This window comes from Paenarthrobacter sp. FR1, from assembly GCF_051106045.1.
In the GTDB taxonomy this organism is placed as follows: Bacteria; Actinomycetota; Actinomycetes; order Actinomycetales; family Micrococcaceae; genus Arthrobacter; species Arthrobacter nitroguajacolicus_A.
In genome coordinates, this window is the sequence record NZ_JBPFSF010000005.1 from 25,717 (window position 1) to 49,795 (window position 24,079).

Sequence of the window (24,079 nt, forward strand, 5' to 3'; positions counted from 1 at the left end):
CATTCTTCCTTAGGATTCCGGGGTGTCGCCCGTGGCGCGGATGCGTTCCAGCACCGCGGTGGTGGAGTGTTCCGGCACGTAGTCCAGGATGGCCACCGTACCGCCCCAGCGTTCCACGGCCACCGTTTCCGCCAGCATTTCGGGTGTGTAGTCCCCACCCTTTGCGTAGACATCGGGCTTCAGCAGCTCGATCAGAGGAATAGGCGTAGGAGTATCGAAAACCGTCACATGGTCCACGCAGCTAAGGGCGGCAATCACGGCGGCACGGTCGGCCTCGTGGTTGACCGGCCGATCCGGACCCTTGAGCTGCTTCACCGAAGAGTCGCTGTTCAAGGCGACCACCAGGACGTCGCCCAGCTGCTTGGCTTGGTTGAGATAGCGGGTATGGCCGCGGTGCAGGACGTCGAAGCAGCCGTTGGTCAGCACAATCCGCTTTCCATCACGGCGATGCACCTCCACCTGTTGGGCCAGTTCCGTGGCCGTCAGTGCCGTATCCGCGAACCCGCTAAGGTGCCGGGTCAGCTCATCAGTGGTGCACACCGAAGTACCCGGCCTGTGCACGACGACATCGGCGGCCGCCTGCCCGAGGTCCACGCTGGTGGTCAGCGGAAGGCCGGCAGCCCGGGCCAGGGTCAGGGCGGCCACGAACGTGTCGCCGGCACCCGAAGCCTGCTTTTCAGCCTGCGGCCGTGCCCAGGTGCGGTGCGTGGAAAGCCGCCGGTTGGCGCCGTTCGAGCGGACCGTCAGCGTTCCCTCCCGGTCCAGGGTCACGACGACGGCAGCCGCCCCTGAGGCGCGAAGGAGCTGCTCTGCGTGGGCTTCCACAAAGGGGCACCGGGCCGCACCGCCCGGAAGTTCGACGCCCAGCAGCCGGGATGCTTCCTGGGCGTTGGGCGTGGTGAGGTCGGGTTTGAGTTCAGCCCAACTGCCAGGATGGTGCGCATCCACCACCACCAAGGCGTCCCGGCGCAGCGAGGCCGGACCGTCATCGTTCGACGGAGCCAAGAGTCCCAGGAGAGCGGACCGAACAGGCCCGCCCAATGCACCGGCCCCGTAGTCGCAGAGCACCACGGCAGAGGCGTCGGCGATGGCGTGCGGAATGGCGGCGGCCACCCCTTCAAGTCCATGGGCGGGAAGTTCAGTGGCTGCATCATCAAGGCGGAGCATCACCTGCCCGCCGCTGCTCACACGGAATTTGGTGGTGGTGGTCATCCCCGGATGGGACACCACGTACTGGACGTCCACCCCTGCGGATCGGAGCCTTCCAAGAAGCTCCTGCCCGCCGGAATCTTCACCAACGAGGGAAACGAAGCGGACCTGCGCTCCCATGGCCGCAAGATTCATGGCCGTATTGGCGGCCCCGCCCGGAGCGAAGTCCCGGCGTTGGACTTGGACCACGGGGGCCGGCGCTTCGCGGCAAAACCGCTCAATGGTCCCCTCCCACCAGCCGTCCAGGATGGAATCGCCGATGACCGTCACAACAGGGCGTTCTTCGGCCAAGCGACTTGGCAACCAGTCAGCCAAACCTTCTTGATTGGATAGGCGTGCCACGGGGTACCTTCCGGTAGAACGGCATGTTCCTGTTCCCGACAGGTACCCCGCGGCACGCGCTTCACACGCCGGACCCGCGAGTTTCGCCACCCTGAAGAAGGAAATCGCTCATGGATGTTCCTGGGAATCCCGGCATCGGGCCCCTTCTGAAAAAATTCAGCCACGTCAACAGGATCGCGGTGCTCAGGGGAGGCGGATTGGGCGACCTGATCTACACGTACCCGGCCCTCAACGCGCTGAAGCTGGCCTACCCAGAGGCCACCATCACCCTCCTGGGTACGCCGATCCATGCGGCTGTGGTGGCTGCGGCGGGCGGGCCCGTTGACGACGTCGAACTGCTGCCTGCAGCCCGCGGCGTTCATGACGGTCCCCGCAACGGCCAGCGCTTTGAGGCCGGAGCGGAGGACACGGCAGCACAGGAGGCCTTCTTCCAGGAGATGCGCGCACGGAAGTTCGACCTTGCGTTGCAGATGCACGGCGGCGGGCGCTACTCCAACCCCTTCCTGCTGAAACTCGGCGCACGGCACACCGCAGGGACCCGCACCAGGGATGCAGAACCCCTGGAGCGGAACCTGGACTACGTCTACTACCAGCAAGAACCGGACAGGTGGCTGGAACTCGCGGGCTTGGCCGGTGCACCCAGCATCACCGCTCCTCCCCTTCGCCCAAAACCTGGGCACCAGCAGAACGTAGCCGGACTGCGGGACGTGCGGAGAGCCTCGTTGGTGGTGGTCCACCCGGGGGCCACCGATCCGCGGAGGCGGTGGCCGGCGTCGAACTTTGCTGACGCTGCGGCGGGCGTCGCGCGCAAAGGGGCGCAGGTGCTGATCGTGGGCGACCATTCCGAGAAAGCCTTGGCCCGGGAAGTGGCGGAACTGGCGGTCCGCAGGCTGCCGCAAGCGGACAGGCAGTCAGTGCGCTCCGTCGCGGGCGAACTGGATCTGGGCGATTTGGCGGCGCTGTTGGACGCAGCCACAGTGCTGCTGGCCAGCGACAGCGGCCCGCGGCATCTGGCCCAAGCACTCGGCACTCCCACCGTCGGCGTCTTCTGGATAGGCAACGCCATTAGCGCCGGCCCACGCGGGCGTGCCTTGCACCGCGTCCACATGTCCTGGGTGACACGATGCCCACGCTGCGGATCGGACGTCACCCAGGTGGGCTGGACAGCTCCGCACTGCGGCCACGACGACACCCTCATCAGGGGCATCGCCGTGGCCGACGTTGTTCAGGACGTGCTGGACCTTACGGCCACGAGCCTTCTTCTGCGGGGCAAATAAGGAGTTCGCGGACCTCGCTGCCGAACGGCTGCGAGAGTGCAAACACCACGGCCTGAGCCACATTGGCGGGATCGTTGAGCTTGGAATCGTCCTGCGGCTTGTACTGTTCGTCGCGGTCATCGAAGAAGTGGGTTTTCATGCCACCCGGGATGATGGTGGTGACGCCGATGACTCCCCCGGTTTCGGCTGCGAGCGCGCGGCTGAAGCCGATCACGCCGAACTTTGACGCACAGTATGCGGTGGCGTCCGGCAGTGCCCGCAAGCCCAGTGTGGAGGCGATGGTGACGGCACGCCCTCGGGATCCCTTGAGGTACGGCAAGGCCGCCCGGATCACGGAGACCGTGCCGAGGAGGTTCACGCCGATCACCTTTTCCCACTCATCAGCCGGAACGTCGCCCAGCTTGCCGCATCGATCTATGCCGGCGGCAGTCACCACTCCGTCCAGGCCTCCCATGCCCTCGGCTGCCTCCTTCACCGCAGCTTCCACGGCTTCACGGTTGGAGACATCCAGTTCCAGGGCCTTGGCTCCGGAGACATTGCTGATGTCGCGGTCGAAGACGAACGGCGTGCCGCCGGCGTCGCGGATGGCCTCCACTATGGCTGCTCCGAGGCCGGAGCCGCCTCCAGTGACGATGACGCGGCCGGGTGTTTGCGTGTTCATGCGGTTCCTTTCGGTTGATTTCCAGTGAGTCAGCCGACCTTGGCCAGTGCTGCAGCCAGGCCGCTGGTGGATCGGGCCGGTTGGAAGGGCACGGTGACGCAACGCCCTCCCCACGCGGCCATGACTTGGGCTTCCGGTAGTTCGTCGGGGACGTAGTCGCCGCCCTTGACCCAGATATCGGGCCGGATGTCCTGGAGGCAGGCTGCCGGGGTGTCTTCGCCGAAGATCACCACGGCGTCGACGCATTCGAGCCCCAGAAGCAACTCAGCCCTGTCTTCCACGCTGACGATGGGCCGATGCTTGCCCTTCAGGCGACTCACTGACTCATCGGAGTTCAGGCAAACAATGAGGCAGTCCCCCATGCTGCGGGCTGCGGCAAGGGTCCGGGCGTGGCCAGCGTGGAGGAGGTCGAAACAGCCTCCGGTTGCCACCACGGTCCCGCCCGAGCCACGGATGGCCTTGGCGAGCTGGGGGCCGTCGGGATGGTGGTGGCCGGCGTGGGCATGTGGCAGTTCGTCACGTTCGACGGCGGGACTCTGTTCGGGTGCCTCCGCCAAGGCTGCCGCCCCTCCCCGGGCGAGGAACCCGGACGCGTCCTCCACCGCCCTCGCTGCGGCTTGAGGGAGTTCCAGACCAAGGCCCAAGTACACGGCCAAGCTCCCTGCCAACCGGTCTCCCGCTCCGCACGGATCCACCACGGTGGTGGGCGGGGCGGGGATGCTCGTCACCGCGGACTCTTCCAGCAGCACCGCTCCGTCCTCGCCTTTGGTGACCAGGACGGCGTTGCACTGCCAGGTACCCATCAAGTGCCGGCCGGCTTGTTCCGCCTCCGCGCGGGCCAGCTCCAGTCCACCGGCATTCGCGGCCGCCAGCGCTTCGGAGAGGTTCGGCGTCACTGCGGCGACTCCCGGCACGGGTTTCGACCCGGCAGGATGCGGATCCCACACCACCGGCACGCGGAAAGCTGCGTCAGCGAGCGCAGAGCGGATGGCTTGGTTCGCCGTGATGCCGCGGCCATAGTCGGCCACCACGATCACCTCCGCCGAAGCGATCGCTGCCAGCATCTTCCCGGTGATGGTCGGGACTGGGGCCGGCGCACACCCCTGGTCGAAGCGGACCACGGGATGCGTCCCGATCCGGACCCGCGTCTTGGTGGGCGTCGGGGCGAGCGGGGCTCCGGCGAGCACCTCCACACCGGCAAGAGCACGCCTGAGGTGGCTGGCGCCGTCGTCGTCCGATACCGCGGTGACCAGCGAAACGCTGTGGCCGTCCCGTGCCAGGACGGTGGCCACCAGGCCTGCGCCGCCTGCTCGACGCCGGATGTCCGCGACGTCCACTACCGGCACCGGCGCGTCGGGGCTGAGCCGGGTGGCGGCACCGTTGATGTCGACGTCCAGGAGGAGATCCCCCACCACTGTGATCCTCATGGTTGACCGCCCAGCTGCACGCCGGAGCGTCGTACGATCTCCGCGTCGAAGGCCCGGCACACGGCGTGGACGGCGATGAGGTGGCCTTCCTGAGCGTTGGCTGCGATGGCATCCACGGTGATGGCTTCATGTGCGGCATCCGCGAGTGGGTTGGGGCCGGGACCGGTGAGGGCCCACGTGGTGATGCCTCGTTCGCGGGCGGCGCGGACGGCCTTGAGCAGGTTTGGACTGCGTCCACTGGTGGAGAGGAGGATGAGGACATCGCCGGCACGGCCGTGGGCCCGGACTTGGCGGGCGAACACTTCTTCGTAGCCGTAATCGTTGGAGAGAGCTGTCACGGCAGACGACTCGGCGTGGAGGGAGATCGCGGAAAAGGGTGCCCGTTCGTCGTCGAACCGGCCCACGAGTTCGGCTGTGAGGTGTTGTGCCTCCGCCGCGGATCCGCCGTTGCCTGCTGCCAGTAGTCTCTGCCCGGCCAGAAGGCGTTGGGCAAGTTCGGTTCCCCATTCGGAAAGCCGTCCGGACTGCGAGCGAAGTGACTCCAGAGCGGGCATGACGTTGTCCAGATGGGTGGTGACAGCGGTGTGGTGGTTGGGACTGCCGACGTCGGGAGCCCACCGGGGCGGCAGGGTATCCGGGACAGTGGATTCAGTAGTCACAGGACCTTTGATGATCACAGCGCTGTTCCTTCCAATGGTTCCAGGCCCTCGTCGGCCTGCCGGGACAGCCCGGCGGCAAGGACAGAACGGTAGGCCTTCTCCGTGTCTGCGGCGATCCGGTCCCAGGTGTAGCGCGAGCGTGCACGGCGTGCGCCGGCGCGGCCCATCTCCGCCCGGAGCTCGGGATCGGCAAGGAGCCTGCCCACAGCGTCCGCGAGGGCTTCCGGGTTGCGGGGCGGGACCTGCAACCCGGTCTTCTGGTCCACCACCGTCTCGCGGAGTCCGCCCACTGCGGCTGCCACCACGGGCACGCCGCACGCCATGGCTTCCAGGGGCACGATGCCGAACGGCTCGTACCACGGCGCGCAGACCACGGCATCGGCGCTGCGGAAGATACCCGGCATGGCGTCTCGTGGGACCTGCCCCCGCAATGTCACCTTGTCCGCCACCCCTAGTTCTTTGGCCAAAGCGTGGAGCCGCTGGGCCTCCGGGTCTTCCTCGAGGGTCAGGGCATCGCCGGAGCCACCGACAATCAGCAGTTCGACGTCGTTGAAGCCAGCCTCCGCGAGGAGCGGCAGGGCCCGGATGATGAGGTCAACGCCTTTCCGTTGTACGAGGCGACCCACGCTCAGGAGGCGGTGCGTGCGGGACTTGGGTTCGGCGTCGGACGTTCCCGGGAAGAGCGTGAGGTCCACACCGCAGGGGGCGATGGAAATCTTGGACCGGCTGATGCCCAGTGCCTTGAGCTCGAAGACTTCGTCCGGGCAGGTGGCGATGACCCAGTCCGCCGTCCGGCCCACCCACGGTTCCAGCCACGCACGGGCCGGTGGGCTGGTGTCAGCAGCGCCTTGGTGGCGGCGTTTCACGGAACCCAAGGCATGGAAGGTCTGGACAACGGGCACGGGATCGTCGGCTCCCGCGCGCCTGGACGCTTGGATTGCGGCAAGTCCGGACATCCAGAAATGTGCGTGCACCACGTCGGGAAGCTGATCGCCCCAGTCCGCGCAGATCCCGTCCGCCAGTTCGCCCATGAACGGCAGCAGCCCGTCTTTGGGGATATGTTGGGCGGGTCCGGCGTCAACATGAACCACGGTGAGCCCCGGCCTGACCTGCACCTTTGCAGGGAGTTGGGGGTCGTCGCGGCGTGTGTACACGGTGACCTGGTGGCCGCGCTCGGCCAGGCTTGAGGACAGGGCCGCCACGTGGACGTTCTGCCCTCCGGCATCGACGCCTCCCAAGGCGGCCAGCGGACTGGCGTGTTCAGAGACCATGGAGATTTTCATGGGTGCGTCCTCTCTGTGTCATGGCTGTTCTGTGTCATGGCTGTTCTGTGTCATGGCTGTGGTGCACTTGGCAGCGGTGGGCAGCTCGGCCAGGAGCTCATCCCAGGCGCGGTGGAAGGTGCCCAGCCCGTACCGCTGCAGGGCGGCTTGGCGGGCCACCATGCCGATCGCGTAGGCGTCGTCGGGATCGTCCAGGAGCCGCCGGGCGAACCTGTGGAGGTCGTCGACGTCGTTGGAGACCAAGCCGGCACCGTGCGGTATGGCGCGGCTCGCCTCTGTGGTGGCGAGGGCAAGAACGGGCATACCGAGGTGCATGGCTTCCAGCAGGGCAAGGCCGAGCGATGTCCAGCGGAGCGGATGCAGGTAGAGCCGGCAGCTGGCCAGCTCTTGGTGGAGTTTCGCCGCAGGCATGTCACCGGCGATGCGGAGCCTGTCCTCGTTTAGGCCGTGGGATTGCAGGTTCAGGGCCGCGGGCAGTTCCTCGGTCCCCATGCCGAACACCCGCAAAGGTCCTACCCGGGCGAAGCCGGGGAGCAAGTCCGTACCGGTGACCCGTCCGCGCCGGACGGGCTCGTTGACCACCACCCCCATCTCCTCGCGAGCCCCCGTGTACAGGTGTCCGGGGTCGGGGATTCCATGCTCCACCACCACGGTGGAGGCCGTGCCCGTGTCCCAGAACAGCTGGTTGAAGTGCGTCACGTGCACTACGGGGATGGTGTTCTGGTCCGCCAGCGGGTGGAGCGTAAACGGGACGTCGCCCTTGGGAGTGTTGTGTTCGAGGTAGACGGCGGGCATGTCCACCCCGGGACGCCGTCCGAGTGTTTGGGTCACGGCGGCGATTTCCTCGGGTCGCTGCAGGATCACCGCGTCCACGCTGTCGGGGTCGAGGGTGGACAGGTCCACTTCCTGCGCGGCGACCGGCCACTCGCGGCCGCCTCGCCCCAAACCCCACGGGCCGCCGTCGGGCAGTTTTGGAAGGAGGTATTGATGCCTGCCCCGGACGAAGGCCTCCATCCAGCCGCCGTGGACGTGCCACACCAGGAGCCTCATGGTTTCCACACCTTTCGCCGCGTGGACAGGGAAGACACGCCTCCCAGCAGCCTTTCGACCGCTTCCAGGACCTGCTCCGGGGTGACCGAACTCAAACACGGATGCCCGGGAACAGGGCAGATGCGGGCGCGGGAGTTCTTGCAGGCCGCTTCCTGGTCCCCCAGCAGCTCCAGGGGGACGCCATACGGTGCCCAGCGAATGGCCGGAACCACGGGCGCGAACAGGCACACCACCGGCGTGCCCACCGCGGCGGCCAAGTGGGCGGGTCCGGTATTGCCTGTCACCACGACGGCGGCGCCGGCGAGTACGGCTGCGAGCGTCCTGAGGTTGGTTCCGCCGCCGAGGTTCCTTGCCGACGGGCCGGCCACCGTTGCCGTGAGCGAGGTTTCCCCGGGCCCGCCTGTCACCACCACGCGGTGCCCGTACGCTTCGAGCAGTTCCACCGTGGCCGCGTTGTGCAGTGCGGGCCAGGCCCGGGCTGGTGCCGCCGAGCCCGGGTGCACCACGATGTAGGGGCCGTCCTCGGCCAGCTCCTCCGCCACGCCTTCCGGATCCTGTGCGGGCGTGATGCGCAGCTTTCCATCGTCGCCGTTGGGCAGGACAAAGCCGGCTGCGTCCGCGATGGCGAGGGCACGCACTACCTCCGGCTGGTCCTCCTGGAAGTCTTCACCTGGCCTGAGCCGGACATCCAGGAGCGAGCCGGCGTAGTCCGTGGACGCGCCCGTGATTTTCCTGACGCCGGCCAGGCGGAGGAGCAGCGCGAGCGGAAGCGGGGACTGGTGGAAGGACGTGAGGATCACGGCTTCTTCGATGCGGGAATTGCGGACGAACTCGATCAGGCCGTTGGTGATCTCGTGCGTGGCGGCGGGTGCCGGGTTCATAATCCACGGGCAGGCCCACGTGTGCACTTGGGTAACCCCGGGGAGCATCTCGGCGGCGCTTGCGCCTTCGGGACCGCAGAGCAGCACAACATCGTTGGGACGGCTGCCATCGGTCCGGCTTCCGTTGGCCACGGCTCGCAAGGCTGGTCCTGACAGGAGGACATCGCCCATGCTGTCCAGGCGGGCCACCAGGACGCGGCTCATACGGGGGCGTCCTCTGTTGCGCGCGTCTCCGAGGCCATGGAGAGAAGAATGTCCACCGCGTGGCCGAGATCGTCAGCCACGATCCCGGCAGCTTCGATCTCTTCGGGCCGGGTCACATGCGTTGGCACCAGCACCGCCAGCGCGCCAGCAGCCCCAGCCGCTTCCATGTCAGAGCCGATGTCGCCAATGTAGGCTGCCTCGCTCGGTTCGATGCCCAAGGCGCTGCAGGCGTCAAGAATCATCCCGGGGGCGGGCTTGCGGCAGTCGCAGCCGTCTTCCGGTCCATGCGGGCAGATTTTCCACACCTCGAACATTCCCAGCAGCTGCTCCACGCGGTGGTTGACCGCCATCACCTGGTCCAAAGACAGCAGGCCGCGCGCTATGCCGGACTGGTTGCTGACGACTCCCGTGGCCAGGCCTGCCCGGCGAACTTTCTGCAACGCTTCAAGGGCCCCCTCCATGGGTTGTACCAGCTGCGGCTCGCCGTTGTAGGGCACGTCAACCACCAGCGTTCCGTCGCGGTCAAACAGGACCGCCTTCAACGTTCCGGTTGCTCCCATACCCGCAACGTTCCCCGGTTCTCCGGGGGCTAAACAGTGCGGCCTTGAGAAGTTTCCTACCGCTAGACTCCTAGCGGGAGGCCACCATGGACACTGCCTTGGGTACTGCGGACAGCAATGATCAACCCCTGCTGCTTGCGCTGCGGGCGCTGAAGCTCGGCGACCTGCTGGTTGCCGTTCCGGCGCTCCGCGGACTGCGCCGGGCTTTTCCCGAGCATCGGATTCTGTACGCCGCACCGGCCTGGATTGCTGAGGCTTTGGAACTGGTGGGCGGTCTCCACCACCTTCCGACGCCGGGACTTGACGAGCCCCTGACCGTTCCCCGCGGAGCCGTGGACGTTGCCGTGAACCTGCATGGAAACGGCCCTGAAAGTCGCTTGCGGATCAATGAACTGCAGGCCAGGCGGGTGCTTGCTCATGAAGCTCCGGGCGTCGATGGGCCACCATGGGCCACCGGATTCCCCGAGCGCGAGCGCTGGACCCGCCTGCTCAGCTGGCACGGCATCGACGCCGATCCGCTGGACTACCTCTTGAACCGACCTGCCGTTCCTTCTCCACGTCCCGGTGCCACGGTGATCCATGTGGGCGCCGCATACGGCAGCAGGCTCTGGCCCGTGGAGCGGTTCGCTGATGTAGCTGTTGAACTCGCGGCTGCTGGGCACGAGGTGGTCCTCACAGGAGGCGCTTCGGAGCGCGGGCGCGCCGAGGAGACTGCCGCGCTGGCCAGGCTCAAAGGAGCAAACCTCGACGACGGGTTGCTGGCCGGACGGCAAGGGCTCGCTGAATTTGCGGCCACCATAGCCGAGGCCCGGTTGGTGGTGTCCGCGGACACTGGGGCGGCACACCTGGCATCCGCCTACGTACGTCCCTCGGTGGTGCTGTTCGGACCTGCGCCCGCTGAAGAGTGGGGCCCGCCGCCGGGACCGCACGTGGTGCTGACCGCCGTCGAGCTCCGCAGAGGTGACGTGTTCTCAACCGATCCCGACCCCGCACTGCTGGCGGTCAGCGTCCGCGATGTTCTGGATGCGGTGGAGCGGCTGGGCGGTTGACCGTTACGGGGCTGTTCCGTCCTGCAGTTGGGCTTCTTCGTCCAACAATTGCGTCTGGAGTGAGACGAGGATCTTGGACAGCTTCCGGGAGACCTGCATCTGTGACATCCCGAGGGCTTCGGCGATGGTGGACTGTGTCTCTTCGCGGTAGTAGCGCCGGTAGAGCAGGTGGCGGTCCTCCACACTCAACCCGCGGATGGCGTTGCGCAACGCCAACACGTCCTCGAGCCGGTCGGTAGGGCACCCGAAGGCGGACAGGGAGCCTTGAAGCCCTTCACGCCCCTCGGATGCCGGAGCGTCCAGGGAATCCGGGCGCTTACTGGTGCCAGCCATCAGTGCCTCGCGGACTTGGCAGGGCTCAAGCTGGAGGTCCTCGGCGACTTCTTCCGGGGACGGAGTCCGTTGGAGTGCCTGGGTCAGCTCTTCCGTCCGTGCCAGCACTTGGCGGCGTACGTCCTGGATGGTTCGCGGCGGGCGGACAACCCAGCAGTGGTCGCGGAGATACCGTTTGACCTCCCCGGCAATGGTGGGGGCGGCGTAGGCGGGAAAGCTGACCCCTTTGGCTTCGTCATAGCCTCGTGATGCCTTGATGAGACCCATGTAGGCCACCTGCCTGACGTCGTCGAGGTCGTGGGTGTGCGCCGAGTACCTGGAGGCGATGGACTTGGCCAGATTCAGGTGGTCCAGGATCAGGCTGTCCTGGAAGCTCTGCCGGATGCTCCCTTCGGGTGCGTCGGCGGGGGGACGTGGGGGGACGTCAAAGGGCGGGATTTGTCGCATGGGGCTTCAATCCTCAAACCTGCTGGTTAGGTGAGCCCACGGCAAGACTCCTTAAAAAGAGAAGCACACTTACTATTAGCTTTCAACGGGGTTAGGCTCAAAAGGTAGGCCGCGTCCACCGAATCGGAGATGTACATGGAAGAACCACAGCTCGCAGAGCCGAGTACGGTCCTGTCCGACATTCAGGACCTGCTGCTCAATACGCCTGACGTCGAGGCTTTCCTCGAGGAGTTGGCCCAGCACTCGGCCAGCATGTTCAGCAGCGATGGGGCGGAGGTCTATTGCGGAATTACGCTGATGCGTCAGCGCACAGCCGGCACTGTGGCCAGCAGCAGTGAACGGGCGCGGCTGTTGGATGAGGTCCAATACGCGTTTGCCGACGGGCCCTGCCTCCACGCCTGCCGCGAAGGTACACAGGTCCTTATTCCCGACTTTGAGAAGGACAACACCTGGCCCGAGTACAACGAGGCCATCACTGGCCATGGGCTCCGCTCCGTGTTGGCGGTTCCCTTCCCCCTGCCGGACGACACTTCCATGGCGGGGCTCAATCTGTATTCAGATCGGCCCAACGCTTTTGGCCCAGCAGCCGTGCAGCGCGCCAACGACTACGTGGAGCAGGCGTCCAAGGGCCTTCAGCTGGCCGTGCTGATCGCGCAGCACAGCCAGACAGCCGCGAATCTGCGCGCGGCGATGGAGTCCCGGACGGTGATCGACGTAGCCACGGGCATCATCATCGCCCAGAACCGGTGTACCCAGGAGGAGGCAATGGAACTCATCAAAAAGGCCTCCAGCAACCGGAACGTCAAACTGCGCGTGGTTGCCCAGGCCATCGTCGAATCGGCTGGCGGCGGCCCCATTCAGACCGTGTTCAAGTAGGCCTTAGCCCTGCATCACGCCAATGATGGCGCCCATGGCCGTGAAGGTGACCACGTTGTAGCTGGCGTTGATCGCGAACAGCGTCAGGCTTCGGCGTTCGAACAGGTAGTTCACGCCCAGCGCCGTGGCCACCCACCCCAAGCCCGCAGCAAGGCCCGCGAAAGTGCCGAACGCGAAGCCGCCCCCGCCAATGAACGCCGCCAGGAAGACAGCCATCACCACGGCAAGGATGAACGATCCCACAAACACCCGCGCCGTCCCGGACTTCAGCTGCTCATCGCTGACGCCCGCGGCTTTCTGCCAGGGCTTCGCGAAAAGCAGTGAGTACCAGAGCCCACCCACGACGAACGTTGCCAGGGCAGCCAACAGCACGGCGAGCCAATTGATCTGAATGTCCATGGGTGTCCTTTCAAAAGTACCTGAAAGGACGGTACGCCCGGGCGGAGCAGCCGGTCTTGTATAAAACCCGCAAGTTACCGGGTTACTTCTTCCAACGGAACGAACGTGGCATATTCGGCGCCGTAGCTCTGAACCACCTGGAGGTACTGCGTAGGCGTGAACCCGCTGAAACGCCTGAAGGCCCGGATCAGATGGGGTTGGTCGTAGTAGTCGGCCAAGTGCAGGAGTTCCCGGCCGGGAACTGACCCTTTGGGCAGTGCTGCTGCATGGGTGACGATCCTGTTGAAGCGGCACACATCCGAGTAGGCCTTGGCAGTAGTGCCGCATTCCCGCATCATGATGCGTTCAAGCGTAGAGGTACTGATTCCCAATTCCGCGGCCAGCACGCTGATTTCGAGGTCTTCCCGGGCTAGTGTTTCCACTGCTGTGACGGCCCTGGGGTCTGCGCTGTAACCGGGCCTGATCTGGTGCTGCAGGAATGTTGCCAGGGCTTCGAATGCCTGGCCCGGTTCAGCGTCCCCTAGCTGCGAGCGCAGTTCGGTGAAGCCCGGAAAGACGCTTTCCGCGTCCACCACCCGGTTCTGGAATTTCGACGGCGGCTGGTTGGTGAACGCTGCAAGGCCATAGGGAGTCAGGCGGGCGCCGACGTTGAAGAGCCGGTCCGGGTTCTCGCTGATCAGGTAGCTGCGCTGCAGCCCCGCGTAGAAGCCTGCGGAAACTTCCGTCGCTCCCGTTTCCCCGCCGTTCCCGTCCGGGCTGATGAGCCGGTAGGGGTCCGAAAGGTTCAGGATCAGGTGCGCCTCAGGCCCGGGGAGAATCTTCTCGTACCGGGCCTGGGGCTTGGCGCGAACGAACCACAGCCGGGTAACGAACGGCTGCAGGTTCGGCGGAGCGGGGCACTCTTCGTAGAACACAGCCCCAGTCTAGGCAGCACGCCCACGGAACCCGTCCCCGGCTGCGGCGAGTGGCTGTTACAGCAGGCCGCGCAAAACCAGGGCGGCGCCGTCGTCGAGCACTGACGCGGTGACCTCATCCGCGACGGCGAGCACCTCGTCGGGAGCCTGGCCCATGGCAATGCCGCGGCCAGCCCACGTGAGCATTTCGATGTCGTTCCGGCCATCGCCCACGGCAATCGTGTTGGCTTGGTCCGTACCGAGCTTCTTGCGCAGTGTTTCCAGGGCACTGGCCTTGGTGACGCCTTCGGCCGCGATGTCCAACCACGCCGTCCACCCCACCGAGTAGGTCACGCCGGACAAGCCGATGTGTCGGATAGCTTCGTTGAACTCGTCCGAGGTGTTGTCGCTGCTGAACACCACAACGCGGACCGCCGTGGCGTCCAGCATGGTCTGGAAATCCACGCCGATGGACTCCACGCCGAAGCTGGCGTCCTGGAAGCGCTCGGTGGAGAGGAAGTTTCCATCCTCGTCCTCCAGCGCGTACTTGGCATTGGGCAGCCGTTCCCGCAGGGCCTTGAGTGCCGGAGCAGGATCGAAGGTTGCCTTATGGATGATCTCGTAACCGGTCTCCAAGGTGGGATCCAGTCGGAGTGTCACGCCGCCGTTGCAGCACACTGCATAGCCGCGTTCCAGACCGATCTGCTGGATGATCGGAAGCGTCGCGTTGAGTGAGCGGCCGGTGGCGATCATGACGTCGTGGCCGCTGGCCACTACTGCTTGGGCAGCGGAGCGGACCCCCGGAGACATGTGGCCGTCGTGATCGACCAGCGTGCCGTCAACGTCCAAGGCAACCATGAGCTTGTTGGTGTTATTTGGCTGGTCATCGATGCCAGCAACTGGAGTGTCAGTCAAAATAGTCATGGTTCCAGTAGAGCAGACTCCTCCGACACTCAACTAGGACCGGCGCCACAGCGGGGGATTAACGGACCGTGAACAGTCGGCATTTGATGGTTGCTCCGCACTCCGGAGGACGACGAGTTGCTGGGTTGCGCGAGTCATTGCCACGTACCGGTCCACGGCACCTTCGATGCCCACTCCGAATCCCTCCGGGTCGATGAGGATCACGAGGTCGAACTCCAGCCCCTTGGACAGCTCCGGGGTGAGCCACCTGACGCGGTCACGATCCGGATTCGCGGGCCTTCCCCCGGGCTTCTTGATGACGCATGCGGTCCCTTCACTGTTCCCGGCAAGCCAGGTGTCCAGGATCGCGTCCAGGTGGTGGGTTGCTCCGTGACCTACGGGGATGCCGCTGCTGCGGACTGATGTGGGCACATTGGCATCCGGGAGGGCGGCCCGAATCACGGGCTCCGCTTCCGCCATGACCTCTTCCGGCGTGCGGTAGTTGATGCTGAGCCCCGCCAGCGTCACGTTGCCCATGCCTACCCTCTTGAGACGCTGGTCCCAGGACTCCGTGAACCCGTGCCGGGCTTGGGCGCGGTCCCCCACCACGGTGAAACTCCTGGAAGGACAGCGAAGCAGCAGCATCCGCCACTCCGCATCCGTCAGCTCTTGGGCCTCGTCCACCACAATGTGCGCGAACGGCCCGGCGAGAACATCCGGATCGACTGGTTCCAAGGCCTCGTCATCCACGAGCTTGTCCCGCATGTCATCGCCGCGCAGCATGTACATCTCCATGTTTTCGGAGTCGTCAGCTGCTATCAGGTCATCCACCACGCGGTCCATGAGTTCGCGTTCGGTTGCTTGCAAGGCCTCCTGCTTTCTCCGTCGCTGGGAGGCCTGGGGATCGCCCAGCCGTTGACGGGCCGCGTCCAAGAGCGGCAAGTCTGCGGTGGTCCAGACGGCGGGGTCCTGGCGTTGCAGCTTGGCAATGTCTTCCGGCTGCAGCCATGGCGCACACAGGCGTAGATAGGCGGGCACCCGCCACAGGTCAGCCACCAACAGGGCGTAATCGAGGATCGGCCACGCCCTGTTGAATGCCTCCTGCAGCCCGGCGTTGTGGGACAACGACCTCCGGAGCACATTCCCGGGGAGGTCGTGCTCGTCCAGCTTGTCGGCAAGGATGGCCAGCAGGGCCTCCCAGACGTCGTCACGTGCCTCGTTATGCGGTGTTCCCGGCTCTGCTGCGTCAAACGCCTCGGCCCAGTCTTCGCTGCTGAGCCGGACGTCGGCGTAGGGCGTTTCGACTTCCGTTTCCTCGGATGGCGGCTTCTCGTAGAACCTCACGGCGGACTCAATCGCCTTCACCATCTCAACGGACGACTTGAGCCGGGCCACCTCCGGATCGCTGTCGACGGCGGCCACGGCACCTTCCGGGACCAGGTCCTTCAGCGTGCAGGTCTGAACTCCTTCCTCCCCCAGGCTTGGAAGGACGTCGGCCACGTAGGTGAGGTAGTGCTGGTGCGGACCCACGAACAGGACGTCGCTCCGTCGGGGATTGCTGCGATGGCTCAGCCGGGGATCCGAGTAGAGCATATAAGCCGTCCGGTGTAAGGCGACCACGGTCTTACCGGTACCCGGACCGCCGTCCACCACCAACGCCCCACGCGAGCCCGCGCGAATGATCTGGTCCTGGTCGGCTTGAATGGTGCCCAACACGTCCCGCATCCGCGGTGAGCGGCTGCTGCCCAGACTGGCGATAAACGCGGACTGGTCATCCAGGGCTGCGTTGGCTTCCAGTCCGTCAGCGGTGAAGACTTCGTCCCAGTAGTCACTGATCCGGCCGCGTGTCCAGCGGTAACGTCGGCGACTCACCAAACCCATGGGGTTGGCGTGGGTTGCCCCGAAGAACGGTTCGGCCGCTGGGGACCGCCAGTCGATCAGGAGCCGGCGCCCCTCGTTGTCGGTGAGGCCCAACCTCCCGACGTACACCGGCTCGGGGTTGTCGGCGCTGACCATACGACCCAGGCAAAGATCCAATCCAAAGCGGCGGAGCGCACGGAGCCGCGCAGTGAGCCGGTGGATCTCCTGATCCCGGTCCAACGCCGCTTGGCCTCGGCCACCAGGCAGCTTACGAGTGATATCCAGTCGGCTGGATATCTCGGCAATGGATTCGGAGAGGCTCGCGGCAATTGCCTCGAATTGCTGTTCATCACGGCTGATCAACTCAGGATCCGCCTTGCGTGCGAGGTGTTCCGGAAGGGCGAAAGCGCTGGTTTTCAGTGGGCTGGTTTCGGGCATGGCACGACTCCCTTTTCCGTGGGTGATGGGGTTCGTGGATCAATTGTTCGGCACCAGGGGGCCCTTGCCGCAAGCCCCCCTGTGCGTTATAAATTGAATATGGAAGGGATAGTTCCCTTCCTTTTTTGTGCCCATTCGCCCGATGAATGCAGCCCGGAACTGTAGGGTAGGCGGATGCTTCCACAAATGACCGGAGCCCAGCTCTCAGACCTCTATGATGCCGAGAACCAATGGGCGGCGGATGACGACTTCTTCCTGGGTTTCGTGAATGAGCGGCCCCACAGCCGGGTGCTGGATCTGGGTTGCGGCACGGGCCGGGTCAGCCTCGCCGTTGCGGCCGCAGGCCATCGCGTTGTCGGCATCGACCCCAACATCAACTCCCTTGCGGCAGCTCGCGGGAAACGCGGCGCTGAGGACGTGACGTGGATCGACGGCACGTCGGCTCAGATCCCCGAAGATGAAGTCTTCGACGTCGCGATCATGACGGCGCACGTCGCCCAGGCGATTACTAACGACGCCGATTGGTCCCGCACACTTGCCGACGTACACCGGGCACTGGTACCCGGCGGACGATTGGCCTTCGATTCCCGTGATCCTGCTGCTCGAGCGTGGGAGCGTTGGACACCAGCCGATACACGAGCCACCCGGACCCTCCCCGATGGGTCAGCCGTGGAAACCTGGATTGGCGAAACCGTGGAGGAGTCGGGGTTGGTCACCTTCACAGAGCACCGCGTCAGCGCCGGTCATCCCGAGGACGCCGAAACCTCAGTCCTGAAGTTCCGCACAGAGGAACAGCTGCGGCACGATCTCTGCACGGCCGGCTTCACGGTTGAGCGGATCCTGGGTGGATGGGCCGGGGAGGAAGTCGGCAGCGGGCACGGCGAGCTGATCGTTGTTGCCCGCAAACACCACTAGAGAACCGGCAAAACCTCAAGCCCGCCGAGGTACTTCTGCAGCGCCTTGGGAACGTTGACGGAGCCATCCGGGTTCTGGTGGTGCTCAAGGATGGCCACGATCCAGCGCGTGGTGGCCAGCGTGCCGTTCAACGTTGCAACGGCACGGGTTCCCTTGGCTACGCCTTCGTCGTTGACCACGCGTTCGCGGATGTTGAGGCGGCGAGCCTGGAACGTGGTGCAGTTGGAGGTCGAGGTGAGCTCGCGGTAGGCGTTCTGCGTGGGCACCCAGGCTTCGCAGTCGAACTTGCGGGCTGCGGACATGCCCAGGTCACCGGCGGCGGTGTCGATCACGCGGTAGGGAAGCTCGCACTTGGCCAGCATTTCCTCTTCCCAGGCCAGCAGGCGCTCGTGCTCGGCTGCTGCTTCTTCAACCGTGGTGTAGATGAACATCTCCACCTTGTTGAACTGGTGCACACGGATGATGCCGCGGGTGTCCTTGCCGTGCGAACCGGCCTCGCGGCGGTAGCAGGAGCTCTGGCCGGCGTAGCGGATGGGGCCAGCGGAGAGGTCCAGGATTTCGTCGGCGTGGTAGCCGGCCAGGGCCACTTCCGAGGTTCCCACAAGGTAAAGGTCGTCTTCAGCCAGACGGTAGATCTCGGCGTCGTGCTTTACATCAAAACCGGTACCCTGCATGGTCTCGGGGCGCACCAAAGTGGGGGTGATCATGGGGACGAATCCGGCGTCGATGGCCTGTTCCATGGCCATCTGCAGCAGCGCCATTTCCAGCCGGGCGCCAACGCCACGGAGGAAGTAGAAGCGCGAGCCGGAAACCTTGGCGCCACGCTCCATGTCGATCGCGCCGATCAGTTCGCCGATTTCCAGGTGGTCCTTCGGCTCGAAGTCGGTGAATTCACGCGGGGTGCCCACCGTCTTGACCACCACGTAGTCGTCCTCGCCGCCCTCGGGCACGCCGTCCACCACCAGGTTGGGGATGACGCGCAGGAGTTCATCCCGCTTGGCCTGCGCGGCTTCGGCCTCGGCGGAAGCGGCCTTGACCGAGTTGGCCAGTTCCTTGACCTCTGCCAGCAGCGCCTGCTTTTCCTCGCCCTTGGCTTGCGCCACCTTCTTGCCGAACGCGTTCTGCTCCGCGCGGAGGGTTTCGTGGCGGATCAGAGCAGCGCGGCGGGAAGAGTCAGCGGAGATGATCGCGTCCACAACGGACTCGTCGGCGCCACGGGCGCGCTGGCTGGCACGGAACTTGTCCGGATTTTCGCTGAGGTCTTTTACGTCGATCACCACACAAGAGTATCGAATCAGCCGCGGATTTCCGGCCCGGGACGGGTAAAGGCGGGCCGCTCCAAGTGGGAGGCAAAGGCAGCACTGCCCAGGAGGATAGTGTTGGAGTACCATGAGCGACTGGATCCTGTACGTGATTCTCGCTGGGGGCGTGGCGTTTGCCGTCTCCAGTTGGTGGGGTGTGCGCCGATTGAAAGCCCGGCACATCAGGAGCGCGGTGCGGGAGGACGCCCACAAGCCAGGCGCAGGGGACCAGAAAGTTGCCGTGATCCTGAACCCCGTGAAGAACAACGCGGCGGAAGCTCGGCAAGCGATCATCGACGCCTGCGAACTCGCCGGTTGGGATGCCCCCACCTTTTTTGAAACCACCGTGGATGACCCGGGTTACGGCCAGTCCCGGCAGGCTTTGGCGCACGGCGCCGACGTCGTTTTGGCGTGCGGGGGCGACGGCACAGTCCGCGTAGTGGCTGAGTGCCTGGCGCACAAGAACGTTGCGATGGGCCTCATCCCACTGGGCACGGGAAACCTGCTGGCACGCAACGTCGACCTGGACGTGACCAACATGGAGGACTGCATCCAGACTGCCTTGTTTGGGCATCAGCGGTTCATTGACACCGCCACCATGAACATCGCCAACAGCATCACCGGTGAAGCATCTGCCCACACCTTCCTGGTCATCGCCGGGATGGGCCTGGATGCCGAGGTTGTTGGGGACACCAAGGAAGACCTCAAGAAGACAGTTGGCTGGCTGGCTTACACGGAGGCCGGTGTCCGTCACCTGCCCGGCCGCCGCAAACGGGTCACCATCACCATGGATGATCAACCGGAGCAGGCCCGGAAGATCCGCAGCGTGCTCTTTGCCAACTGCGGCTTGATTCCCGGGGGTATCGACTTCATTCCCCAAGCCATGGTGGACGACGGCATGCTGGACATCGTGGTCATGAGCCCGCGCAGTGCGTTCGGCTGGCTTTTGATGTACACAAAGGTCCTGTTCAAGCACAACCGCAACCTGCCCATGATGAGCTTCTACCGCTCAGGGAAAGTCACCATCAGCAGCCAGGAACCCATGGCTACACAGCTCGACGGCGACCCCTCCGGTGAAGCGACAGAGGTCACCGTACGCGTGCAACCAGGCTCCCTGCTGGTCCGGGTGCCAAAGGCCAAAATCGTTTAGACAGCGCCTTTGTCAGGCTGCGCTGCGGTCTTCTCGGCTTCTTCAGCCGCCGCCTTGGCCGCCGCGCGGGCCTCGGACTGCTCCTTGATCATGGCTTGTTCTTCTTCAAAGCGCAGGCGATCCGCACGATCAGCTTCGTCGCCGTCCCAGTCATCGTTGTTTTCACTTGAGGGCTTGGGATTGACGATCATGCCCTGGCCGTCTTTGTCATCGCTGTGGACAGTCATGACCGCTCCCTTCGTTTGGTATTCATCCATCGTTTATGGATCAGGCAAGCATACGCACACTTGCATGGCTGCGAAAGGGGTTGAAGCGTCAATGATTTGCCGCCCCGCGGCGTCGCTATTGGCCCTTGAGAATCGAATCAACCCACGCATGGGCCGAGGCGAAGGCAGCGTCCGAAGTATGCGGAGCAACGACGGCCGCCTGCCTGTCCGCGCGGGCGTAGGAGCCCAGGAACCGCGTTGCCGGGCTGATCCTGTGCAGGCCGGCCAGGGCGTCAGCCACGCGTGAGTCCGAGGCGTGACCGTCGGCGTCGATGCTGAAGAAATAGTGGCCCAGGTACTGTCCGGTAGGGCGCGATTCGATGCGGCTCAGGTTCACTCCGCGGGAGGCGAACTGGTCCAGGATTTCCATGAGCGCACCGGGATGGTCCTCGGGCAGCGGCACTACAACCGTGGTCTTGTCCGCGCCGGTGCGTTCCGGCAGCAGTCCCGGCCGACTCACCAGGATGAACCGGGTGACTGCATCAGGATTGTCACCAATGTTCTCGGCCAGGATGTTGAGGCCGGGCTGTTCGGCGGCGATCAACGGAGCGCAAATGGCGGCCTCATAGTGTGCATTTTCGTCCAGCAGGCCCATGGCAGATGCTGCCGTGGACGACCCGGGAACATAGTCGGCGTTGGGCAGGTGCTCATCCACCCACAGGCGGCACTGCGCCCACGCGTGGCCGTGCGTCGAGATCCGCTTGATGTCGGAAAGTTCGACGCCGGGCCTCGCCACGAGCACGAAGGTAATGGGAACAAGGGCCTCTCGGATGATCCGAAGCTCCTGGCCCGTGGCAATCGCGTCCAGTGTGGCGGTCACCCCGCCTTCCACCGAGTTTTCGATGGGAACCATTGCTGCGTCAGCTTCGCCGACCCTAACCCGTTCCAGTGCCGTGTTCACGTTGGTGCAAGGAATCCGGGTGGCGTCGGCAGCACCCGGAACCTGCATGAGGGCAGCCTCGGTGAAGGTCCCCTCGGGGCCGAGGAAGGTATACGTAGCTGACATCCAATATTCCTTGCTGGTTATATACGTGGGCTACAAAACTACCGGCTTGAGGCCATTGTCGGACACCATAGGCTTGCCTGCTTCGAACCACATATCCATGCCGCCGGCCACGTTCACCGCGGAGTAGCCCTGCCCCACCAGCCACTGCACGGCCCGGAAGGACCGGCCACCGGTGCGGCAGATAATGAAGAGGTCGTCGTCCGGATCAAGTTCGTCCAGGCGTGCCGGCAGCTGGTCCATGGGGATGTGGCGCGCGCCTTCCACGTGGCCAGCCACCCATTCGTAGTCTTCGCGGACGTCCAGGATGCTGGCGTCGGCCGGAATGTCGCCCACAGGCACGGTTTCGAAGTCGCTCATGGCGGGTCCTTCCCATCGATTAAGGTCAGCATCCAGCCTAGTCCCCAAGCGGGACACTGTGCCTGCGCTTGCGAACGGTTGCCCGGACGTTAAGACTGGGACCCAAGCACTCCCCCGCGATCAGCTTTAAGGAGTAACCCATGGCTGCTGGGCAACCCACCATTCTGGCGACATCCGGCGGATACAAACCGGGCGACCGTACCAGGATCGAGTTCAACCACTTGATGCACTACGCCGTGGAACTGTCCGGGGTCTCCGGCCGCGCGCCCCGGGTTACGCACCTCGGGACGGCATCCGGCGATCAGCGATGGTGGGCCGCGGAAATGGATCAGGCTGCACGCATTGCGGGATTCGACTTCAGCCACCTCAACCTCTTCACCATGCCCAATATCGAGGACCCAGAGGCGCACCTTCTTGAACAGGACGTTGTCTGGGTGAATGGCGGCTCCGTAGTGAACCTGCTTGCCGTTTGGCGTGCGCACGGACTGGACCGGATCCTCCGAAAGGCATGGGAGGGCGGCGCAGTGCTGGCCGGAGTCTCCGCAGGTTCCATCTGCTGGTTCCAGGGCGGGGTGACGGATTCGTTCGGACCTGAACTGCGCCCTGTCACCAACGCCTTGGGCTTCCTTCCCTACGGCAACGGCGTCCACTACGACTCGGAACCGCGCCGCGCGCCGGCCATCCATAAGCTGGTGGCCAGCGGAACGCTGGGCGAAACGCACTGCACGGACGACGGCGTTGGACTGGTTTACCGGGGAACCGAGCTAGTGGAGGTGGTGTCCGAAGTGAAGAACAAGGCCGCTTTCCGGGTCACCGCCGGCGCTGGCGAGAGCGTGGACGCTGTTGCTGTGGAGGAACGGTTGGAGTCGCGTTTCCTTGGTTGATCTTTCCCTGCAGGACCTTTCGCGTCTGACCGCTGTTGAACTCCGCGATGCCCTCCGGTCCGGCGAGCTGTCGGCACGTGAGGCCACGGCGCACTTCCTCTCGGTCATTGAGGCCCACAATAAGCAGCTGGGTGCCTTCGTCACTGTGACTGCCGAACAAGCCCTCATGGATGCCAAGGCCGCGGATAACCTGCACGCCAGTCTCGCCCGGGAAGGCCGCCTGGAACAGCTGCCCCTGCTTCATGGCATACCCACGGCGTTCAAGGACCTCACCGACGTGGCCGGCGTTCCCACGACGCACGGCAGCGCAGCCTTGGAGCACAAGGCCGCGCCGGAAGACGGTGCCCTGGCGGCAGCATTGAAGGGCCAAGGCGTCATCTCGCTTGGTAAGACCCAGGTTCCGGAGTTTGGTCTGACGGCTTACAGCGAGAACCGCGTCGCACCGCCGTCGCGCAATCCTCACGCCTTGGGACGAAGCTCGGGCGGGTCGTCGGGCGGCAGCGCTGCCGCGGTGGCCGCGGGGCTGGTTCCGTTCGCGCCAGGAACCGACGGCGGCGGGTCCATACGCATTCCGGCCGGCGCCTGCGGTCTGGTCGGGTTGAAGCCGGGCCGGGGTGTGGTGCCGTCCGGCGCGAGCGCGGGTGACTCCGCCAAGCTGGTGGTTGCCGGACCACTCGCGCGGACGGCTGCTGACGCAGCCCTGCTCATGGACGCGCTGGTTCCCCTGGAGCAAGCGCCCGACGGCGGCTACCTCGCCAATGTTGGACGGGCGCCGGAACCGTTGAAGATCGGCTTGAGCCTGGACAGTCCGTGGGCGGGCACATTTCCGTTCGGAATCGAGCAGGAGGCGCTGGATGCCCTGGCGCACGGCACCAAGCTGCTTGAAGAGGCCGGCCACAGCATCGCCGAGGCGGAGATCCGCTATGACAACCGCTATCCCGAGGCGTTCACCGCTGCCTGGACTGCCGGCGTCGGGAGTGCCCGAATAGCACCCCAGCGGGAGGCGCTGCTGACCCCGCTGACCCGGACGTTCCGGCGTCGGGCGCAACAGCGGAGCGCATTGAAGGTCAACGAAGCCCTGGGTTTCCTCCGGCAGTTCCAACACGACACCATCGCGCAGTACTCGGAGTGGGACCTCATGCTCATGCCGACGTTGGCGCAGACGCCGCGTCCCATTGGTTGGTTCACCGGTGGCGGGCACAGCGGCGAACCGTGGCCGAGCGAGTGGGCCGGCGACGCAGATGAGGACTACAAACGGCAGTGCGAGTACGCGCCGTGGTCCTCCATGGTGAACGTATGCGGGCTGCCTGCGATCAGCATCCCGGTGCACACCACTGCCACCGGGTTGCCCATGGGGATTCAGATCATTGGCCGCATGGGATCTGAACTGCTGCTTCTCCAGATCGCGGCCGCCCTCGAGGCCCGGTAAGAAGAGCGTCTAACATATGG

At 65.2% G+C, this 24,079-nt stretch carries 24 protein-coding genes; 7 read left to right on the forward strand and 17 right to left on the reverse strand.

Translation table 11 applies throughout. The features are described 5' to 3' along the window. Positions 1 to 9: 9 nt before the first annotated feature. Positions 10 to 1,551 (reverse strand): D-glycero-beta-D-manno-heptose 1-phosphate adenylyltransferase, encoded by a 1,542-nt coding sequence (gene rfaE2, locus ACR30Z_RS11100; RefSeq protein WP_434372590.1) that lies wholly within the window; start codon positions 1,549 to 1,551, stop codon positions 10 to 12. A 110-nt stretch (positions 1,552 to 1,661) separates the two neighbouring features. Between rfaE2 and ACR30Z_RS11105 the strand changes: the two genes are divergently transcribed. After that, positions 1,662 to 2,828 (forward strand): glycosyltransferase family 9 protein, encoded by a 1,167-nt coding sequence (locus tag ACR30Z_RS11105; RefSeq protein ID WP_434372591.1) that lies wholly within the window; start codon positions 1,662 to 1,664, stop codon positions 2,826 to 2,828. Here ACR30Z_RS11105 and ACR30Z_RS11110 read toward each other — a convergent pair. From ACR30Z_RS11110 to ACR30Z_RS11140, 7 genes are read right to left on the reverse strand one after another with little or no spacing between them, the layout of a single operon-like run. Further along, entirely contained in the window at positions 2,794 to 3,489 is a 696-nt protein-coding gene (locus ACR30Z_RS11110) for an SDR family oxidoreductase (RefSeq protein ID WP_434372592.1), read from the reverse strand. The two genes, ACR30Z_RS11105 and ACR30Z_RS11110, sit on opposite strands and share 35 nt — an antisense overlap. A gap of 29 nt (positions 3,490 to 3,518) precedes the next feature. Then, positions 3,519 to 4,916 (reverse strand): PfkB family carbohydrate kinase, encoded by a 1,398-nt coding sequence (locus tag ACR30Z_RS11115; RefSeq protein ID WP_434372593.1) that lies wholly within the window; start codon positions 4,914 to 4,916, stop codon positions 3,519 to 3,521. Continuing rightward, a complete protein-coding gene (locus ACR30Z_RS11120; protein ID WP_144653150.1) occupies positions 4,913 to 5,575 on the reverse strand; it encodes a D-sedoheptulose-7-phosphate isomerase in 663 nt (220 codons plus the stop codon). Before ACR30Z_RS11120 ends, ACR30Z_RS11115 begins: the two co-directional genes overlap by 4 nt. Positions 5,576 to 5,589: 14 nt before the next feature. Continuing rightward, on the reverse strand, positions 5,590 to 6,858 hold the full coding sequence (locus tag ACR30Z_RS11125; protein WP_144653151.1) for a glycosyltransferase: 1,269 nt from the start codon (positions 6,856 to 6,858) through the stop codon (positions 5,590 to 5,592). Positions 6,859 to 6,876: 18 nt separating this feature from the next. Continuing rightward, positions 6,877 to 7,908 carry a glycosyltransferase gene (locus ACR30Z_RS11130; RefSeq protein WP_434372594.1) on the reverse strand — a complete coding sequence of 344 codons (1,032 nt, stop codon included), beginning with the start codon at positions 7,906 to 7,908 and terminating at the stop codon, positions 6,877 to 6,879. Continuing rightward, positions 7,905 to 8,993, reverse strand: coding sequence for a glycosyltransferase family 9 protein (locus tag ACR30Z_RS11135; RefSeq protein ID WP_144653153.1), 1,089 nt, complete (start codon positions 8,991 to 8,993; stop codon positions 7,905 to 7,907). The genes ACR30Z_RS11130 and ACR30Z_RS11135 overlap by 4 nt, the downstream gene beginning before the upstream one ends. Beyond that, positions 8,990 to 9,553: a D-glycero-alpha-D-manno-heptose-1,7-bisphosphate 7-phosphatase gene (locus tag ACR30Z_RS11140; protein ID WP_144653154.1), complete on the reverse strand. Its 564-nt coding sequence runs from the start codon at positions 9,551 to 9,553 to the stop codon at positions 8,990 to 8,992. The genes ACR30Z_RS11135 and ACR30Z_RS11140 overlap by 4 nt, the downstream gene beginning before the upstream one ends. 86 nt (positions 9,554 to 9,639) lie before the next feature. Here ACR30Z_RS11140 and ACR30Z_RS11145 point away from each other — a divergent pair, with 86 nt between their 5' ends. Further along, entirely contained in the window at positions 9,640 to 10,602 is a 963-nt protein-coding gene (locus tag ACR30Z_RS11145; protein WP_144653155.1) for a glycosyltransferase family 9 protein, read from the forward strand. 3 nt (positions 10,603 to 10,605) lie between these two features. On the opposite strand, the gene ACR30Z_RS11150 is transcribed toward ACR30Z_RS11145, so the two are convergent. Then, positions 10,606 to 11,382, reverse strand: a complete 777-nt coding sequence (locus tag ACR30Z_RS11150) for a sigma-70 family RNA polymerase sigma factor (RefSeq protein ID WP_144653156.1) — start codon at positions 11,380 to 11,382, stop codon at positions 10,606 to 10,608. Between the two features lie 135 nt (positions 11,383 to 11,517). Here ACR30Z_RS11150 and ACR30Z_RS11155 point away from each other — a divergent pair, with 135 nt between their 5' ends. Then, complete coding sequence (locus tag ACR30Z_RS11155; RefSeq protein WP_144653157.1) at positions 11,518 to 12,258, forward strand: GAF and ANTAR domain-containing protein; 741 nt, start codon at positions 11,518 to 11,520, stop codon at positions 12,256 to 12,258. A gap of 3 nt (positions 12,259 to 12,261) precedes the next feature. On the opposite strand, the gene ACR30Z_RS11160 is transcribed toward ACR30Z_RS11155, so the two are convergent. From ACR30Z_RS11160 to helR, 4 genes are all read right to left on the reverse strand, one after another. Continuing rightward, positions 12,262 to 12,657, reverse strand: a complete 396-nt coding sequence (locus tag ACR30Z_RS11160; protein ID WP_434372595.1) for a DUF1761 domain-containing protein — start codon at positions 12,655 to 12,657, stop codon at positions 12,262 to 12,264. A gap of 74 nt (positions 12,658 to 12,731) precedes the next feature. Beyond that, positions 12,732 to 13,571: a helix-turn-helix domain-containing protein gene (locus ACR30Z_RS11165; RefSeq protein ID WP_434372596.1), complete on the reverse strand. Its 840-nt coding sequence runs from the start codon at positions 13,569 to 13,571 to the stop codon at positions 12,732 to 12,734. A gap of 57 nt (positions 13,572 to 13,628) precedes the next feature. After that, positions 13,629 to 14,474 (reverse strand): HAD family hydrolase, encoded by an 846-nt coding sequence (locus ACR30Z_RS11170; protein WP_144653160.1) that lies wholly within the window; start codon positions 14,472 to 14,474, stop codon positions 13,629 to 13,631. Positions 14,475 to 14,507: 33 nt separating this feature from the next. Then, a complete protein-coding gene (gene helR / locus ACR30Z_RS11175) occupies positions 14,508 to 16,751 on the reverse strand; it encodes an RNA polymerase recycling motor ATPase HelR (protein ID WP_434372598.1) in 2,244 nt (747 codons plus the stop codon). A 174-nt stretch (positions 16,752 to 16,925) separates the two neighbouring features. Between helR and ACR30Z_RS11180 the strand changes: the two genes are divergently transcribed. Further along, positions 16,926 to 17,666, forward strand: coding sequence for a class I SAM-dependent methyltransferase (locus ACR30Z_RS11180; protein ID WP_434372600.1), 741 nt, complete (start codon positions 16,926 to 16,928; stop codon positions 17,664 to 17,666). On the opposite strand, the gene serS is transcribed toward ACR30Z_RS11180, so the two are convergent. Then, a complete protein-coding gene (gene serS / locus ACR30Z_RS11185; RefSeq protein ID WP_144653163.1) occupies positions 17,663 to 18,943 on the reverse strand; it encodes a serine--tRNA ligase in 1,281 nt (426 codons plus the stop codon). The genes ACR30Z_RS11180 and serS overlap by 4 nt on opposite strands. A gap of 112 nt (positions 18,944 to 19,055) precedes the next feature. Here serS and ACR30Z_RS11190 point away from each other — a divergent pair, with 112 nt between their 5' ends. Continuing rightward, positions 19,056 to 20,117 carry a diacylglycerol/lipid kinase family protein gene (locus ACR30Z_RS11190; protein ID WP_434372602.1) on the forward strand — a complete coding sequence of 354 codons (1,062 nt, stop codon included), beginning with the start codon at positions 19,056 to 19,058 and terminating at the stop codon, positions 20,115 to 20,117. Here the strand turns inward: ACR30Z_RS11190 and ACR30Z_RS11195 are convergent. The 3 genes from ACR30Z_RS11195 to ACR30Z_RS11205 form a co-directional block, all read right to left on the reverse strand. Then, positions 20,114 to 20,344 (reverse strand): hypothetical protein, encoded by a 231-nt coding sequence (locus tag ACR30Z_RS11195; RefSeq protein ID WP_434372604.1) that lies wholly within the window; start codon positions 20,342 to 20,344, stop codon positions 20,114 to 20,116. The two genes, ACR30Z_RS11190 and ACR30Z_RS11195, sit on opposite strands and share 4 nt — an antisense overlap. A gap of 115 nt (positions 20,345 to 20,459) precedes the next feature. Next, entirely contained in the window at positions 20,460 to 21,389 is a 930-nt protein-coding gene (gene pheA, locus ACR30Z_RS11200) for a prephenate dehydratase (protein WP_434372606.1), read from the reverse strand. Positions 21,390 to 21,419: 30 nt separating this feature from the next. After that, the gene (locus ACR30Z_RS11205) at positions 21,420 to 21,746 is read right to left on the reverse strand and encodes a rhodanese-like domain-containing protein (RefSeq protein ID WP_144653167.1); all 327 of its coding nucleotides are present in this window, start codon (positions 21,744 to 21,746) and stop codon (positions 21,420 to 21,422) included. A gap of 140 nt (positions 21,747 to 21,886) precedes the next feature. Between ACR30Z_RS11205 and ACR30Z_RS11210 the strand changes: the two genes are divergently transcribed. Then, complete coding sequence (locus tag ACR30Z_RS11210; RefSeq protein ID WP_434372608.1) at positions 21,887 to 22,630, forward strand: Type 1 glutamine amidotransferase-like domain-containing protein; 744 nt, start codon at positions 21,887 to 21,889, stop codon at positions 22,628 to 22,630. Further along, positions 22,623 to 24,059, forward strand: a complete 1,437-nt coding sequence (locus tag ACR30Z_RS11215; protein WP_434372610.1) for an amidase — start codon at positions 22,623 to 22,625, stop codon at positions 24,057 to 24,059. The genes ACR30Z_RS11210 and ACR30Z_RS11215 overlap by 8 nt, the downstream gene beginning before the upstream one ends. The last annotated feature ends 20 nt before the right edge of the window (positions 24,060 to 24,079 follow it).

Coding starts and splice junctions, on each gene's coding strand:
- ACR30Z_RS11155 (WP_144653157.1), top strand. CDS start 11,518: ATGGAAGAACCACAGCTCGCAGAGCCGAGTACGGTCCTGTCCGACATT.
- ACR30Z_RS11150 (WP_144653156.1), bottom strand. CDS start 11,382: ATGCGACAAATCCCGCCCTTTGACGTCCCCCCACGTCCCCCCGCCGAC.
- ACR30Z_RS11205 (WP_144653167.1), bottom strand. CDS start 21,746: ATGAGCGACTTCGAAACCGTGCCTGTGGGCGACATTCCGGCCGACGCC.
- ACR30Z_RS11105 (WP_434372591.1), top strand. CDS start 1,662: ATGGATGTTCCTGGGAATCCCGGCATCGGGCCCCTTCTGAAAAAATTC.
- ACR30Z_RS11160 (WP_434372595.1), bottom strand. CDS start 12,657: ATGGACATTCAGATCAATTGGCTCGCCGTGCTGTTGGCTGCCCTGGCA.
- ACR30Z_RS11140 (WP_144653154.1), bottom strand. CDS start 9,553: ATGGGAGCAACCGGAACGTTGAAGGCGGTCCTGTTTGACCGCGACGGA.
- ACR30Z_RS11170 (WP_144653160.1), bottom strand. CDS start 14,474: ATGACTATTTTGACTGACACTCCAGTTGCTGGCATCGATGACCAGCCA.
- helR (WP_434372598.1), bottom strand. CDS start 16,751: ATGCCCGAAACCAGCCCACTGAAAACCAGCGCTTTCGCCCTTCCGGAA.
- ACR30Z_RS11195 (WP_434372604.1), bottom strand. CDS start 20,344: ATGACTGTCCACAGCGATGACAAAGACGGCCAGGGCATGATCGTCAAT.
- ACR30Z_RS11145 (WP_144653155.1), top strand. CDS start 9,640: ATGGACACTGCCTTGGGTACTGCGGACAGCAATGATCAACCCCTGCTG.
- ACR30Z_RS11110 (WP_434372592.1), bottom strand. CDS start 3,489: ATGAACACGCAAACACCCGGCCGCGTCATCGTCACTGGAGGCGGCTCC.
- ACR30Z_RS11130 (WP_434372594.1), bottom strand. CDS start 7,908: ATGAGGCTCCTGGTGTGGCACGTCCACGGCGGCTGGATGGAGGCCTTC.
- ACR30Z_RS11190 (WP_434372602.1), top strand. CDS start 19,056: ATGAGCGACTGGATCCTGTACGTGATTCTCGCTGGGGGCGTGGCGTTT.
- ACR30Z_RS11180 (WP_434372600.1), top strand. CDS start 16,926: ATGCTTCCACAAATGACCGGAGCCCAGCTCTCAGACCTCTATGATGCC.
- ACR30Z_RS11135 (WP_144653153.1), bottom strand. CDS start 8,993: ATGAGCCGCGTCCTGGTGGCCCGCCTGGACAGCATGGGCGATGTCCTC.
- pheA (WP_434372606.1), bottom strand. CDS start 21,389: ATGTCAGCTACGTATACCTTCCTCGGCCCCGAGGGGACCTTCACCGAG.
- ACR30Z_RS11210 (WP_434372608.1), top strand. CDS start 21,887: ATGGCTGCTGGGCAACCCACCATTCTGGCGACATCCGGCGGATACAAA.
- ACR30Z_RS11125 (WP_144653151.1), bottom strand. CDS start 6,858: ATGAAAATCTCCATGGTCTCTGAACACGCCAGTCCGCTGGCCGCCTTG.
- ACR30Z_RS11115 (WP_434372593.1), bottom strand. CDS start 4,916: ATGAGGATCACAGTGGTGGGGGATCTCCTCCTGGACGTCGACATCAAC.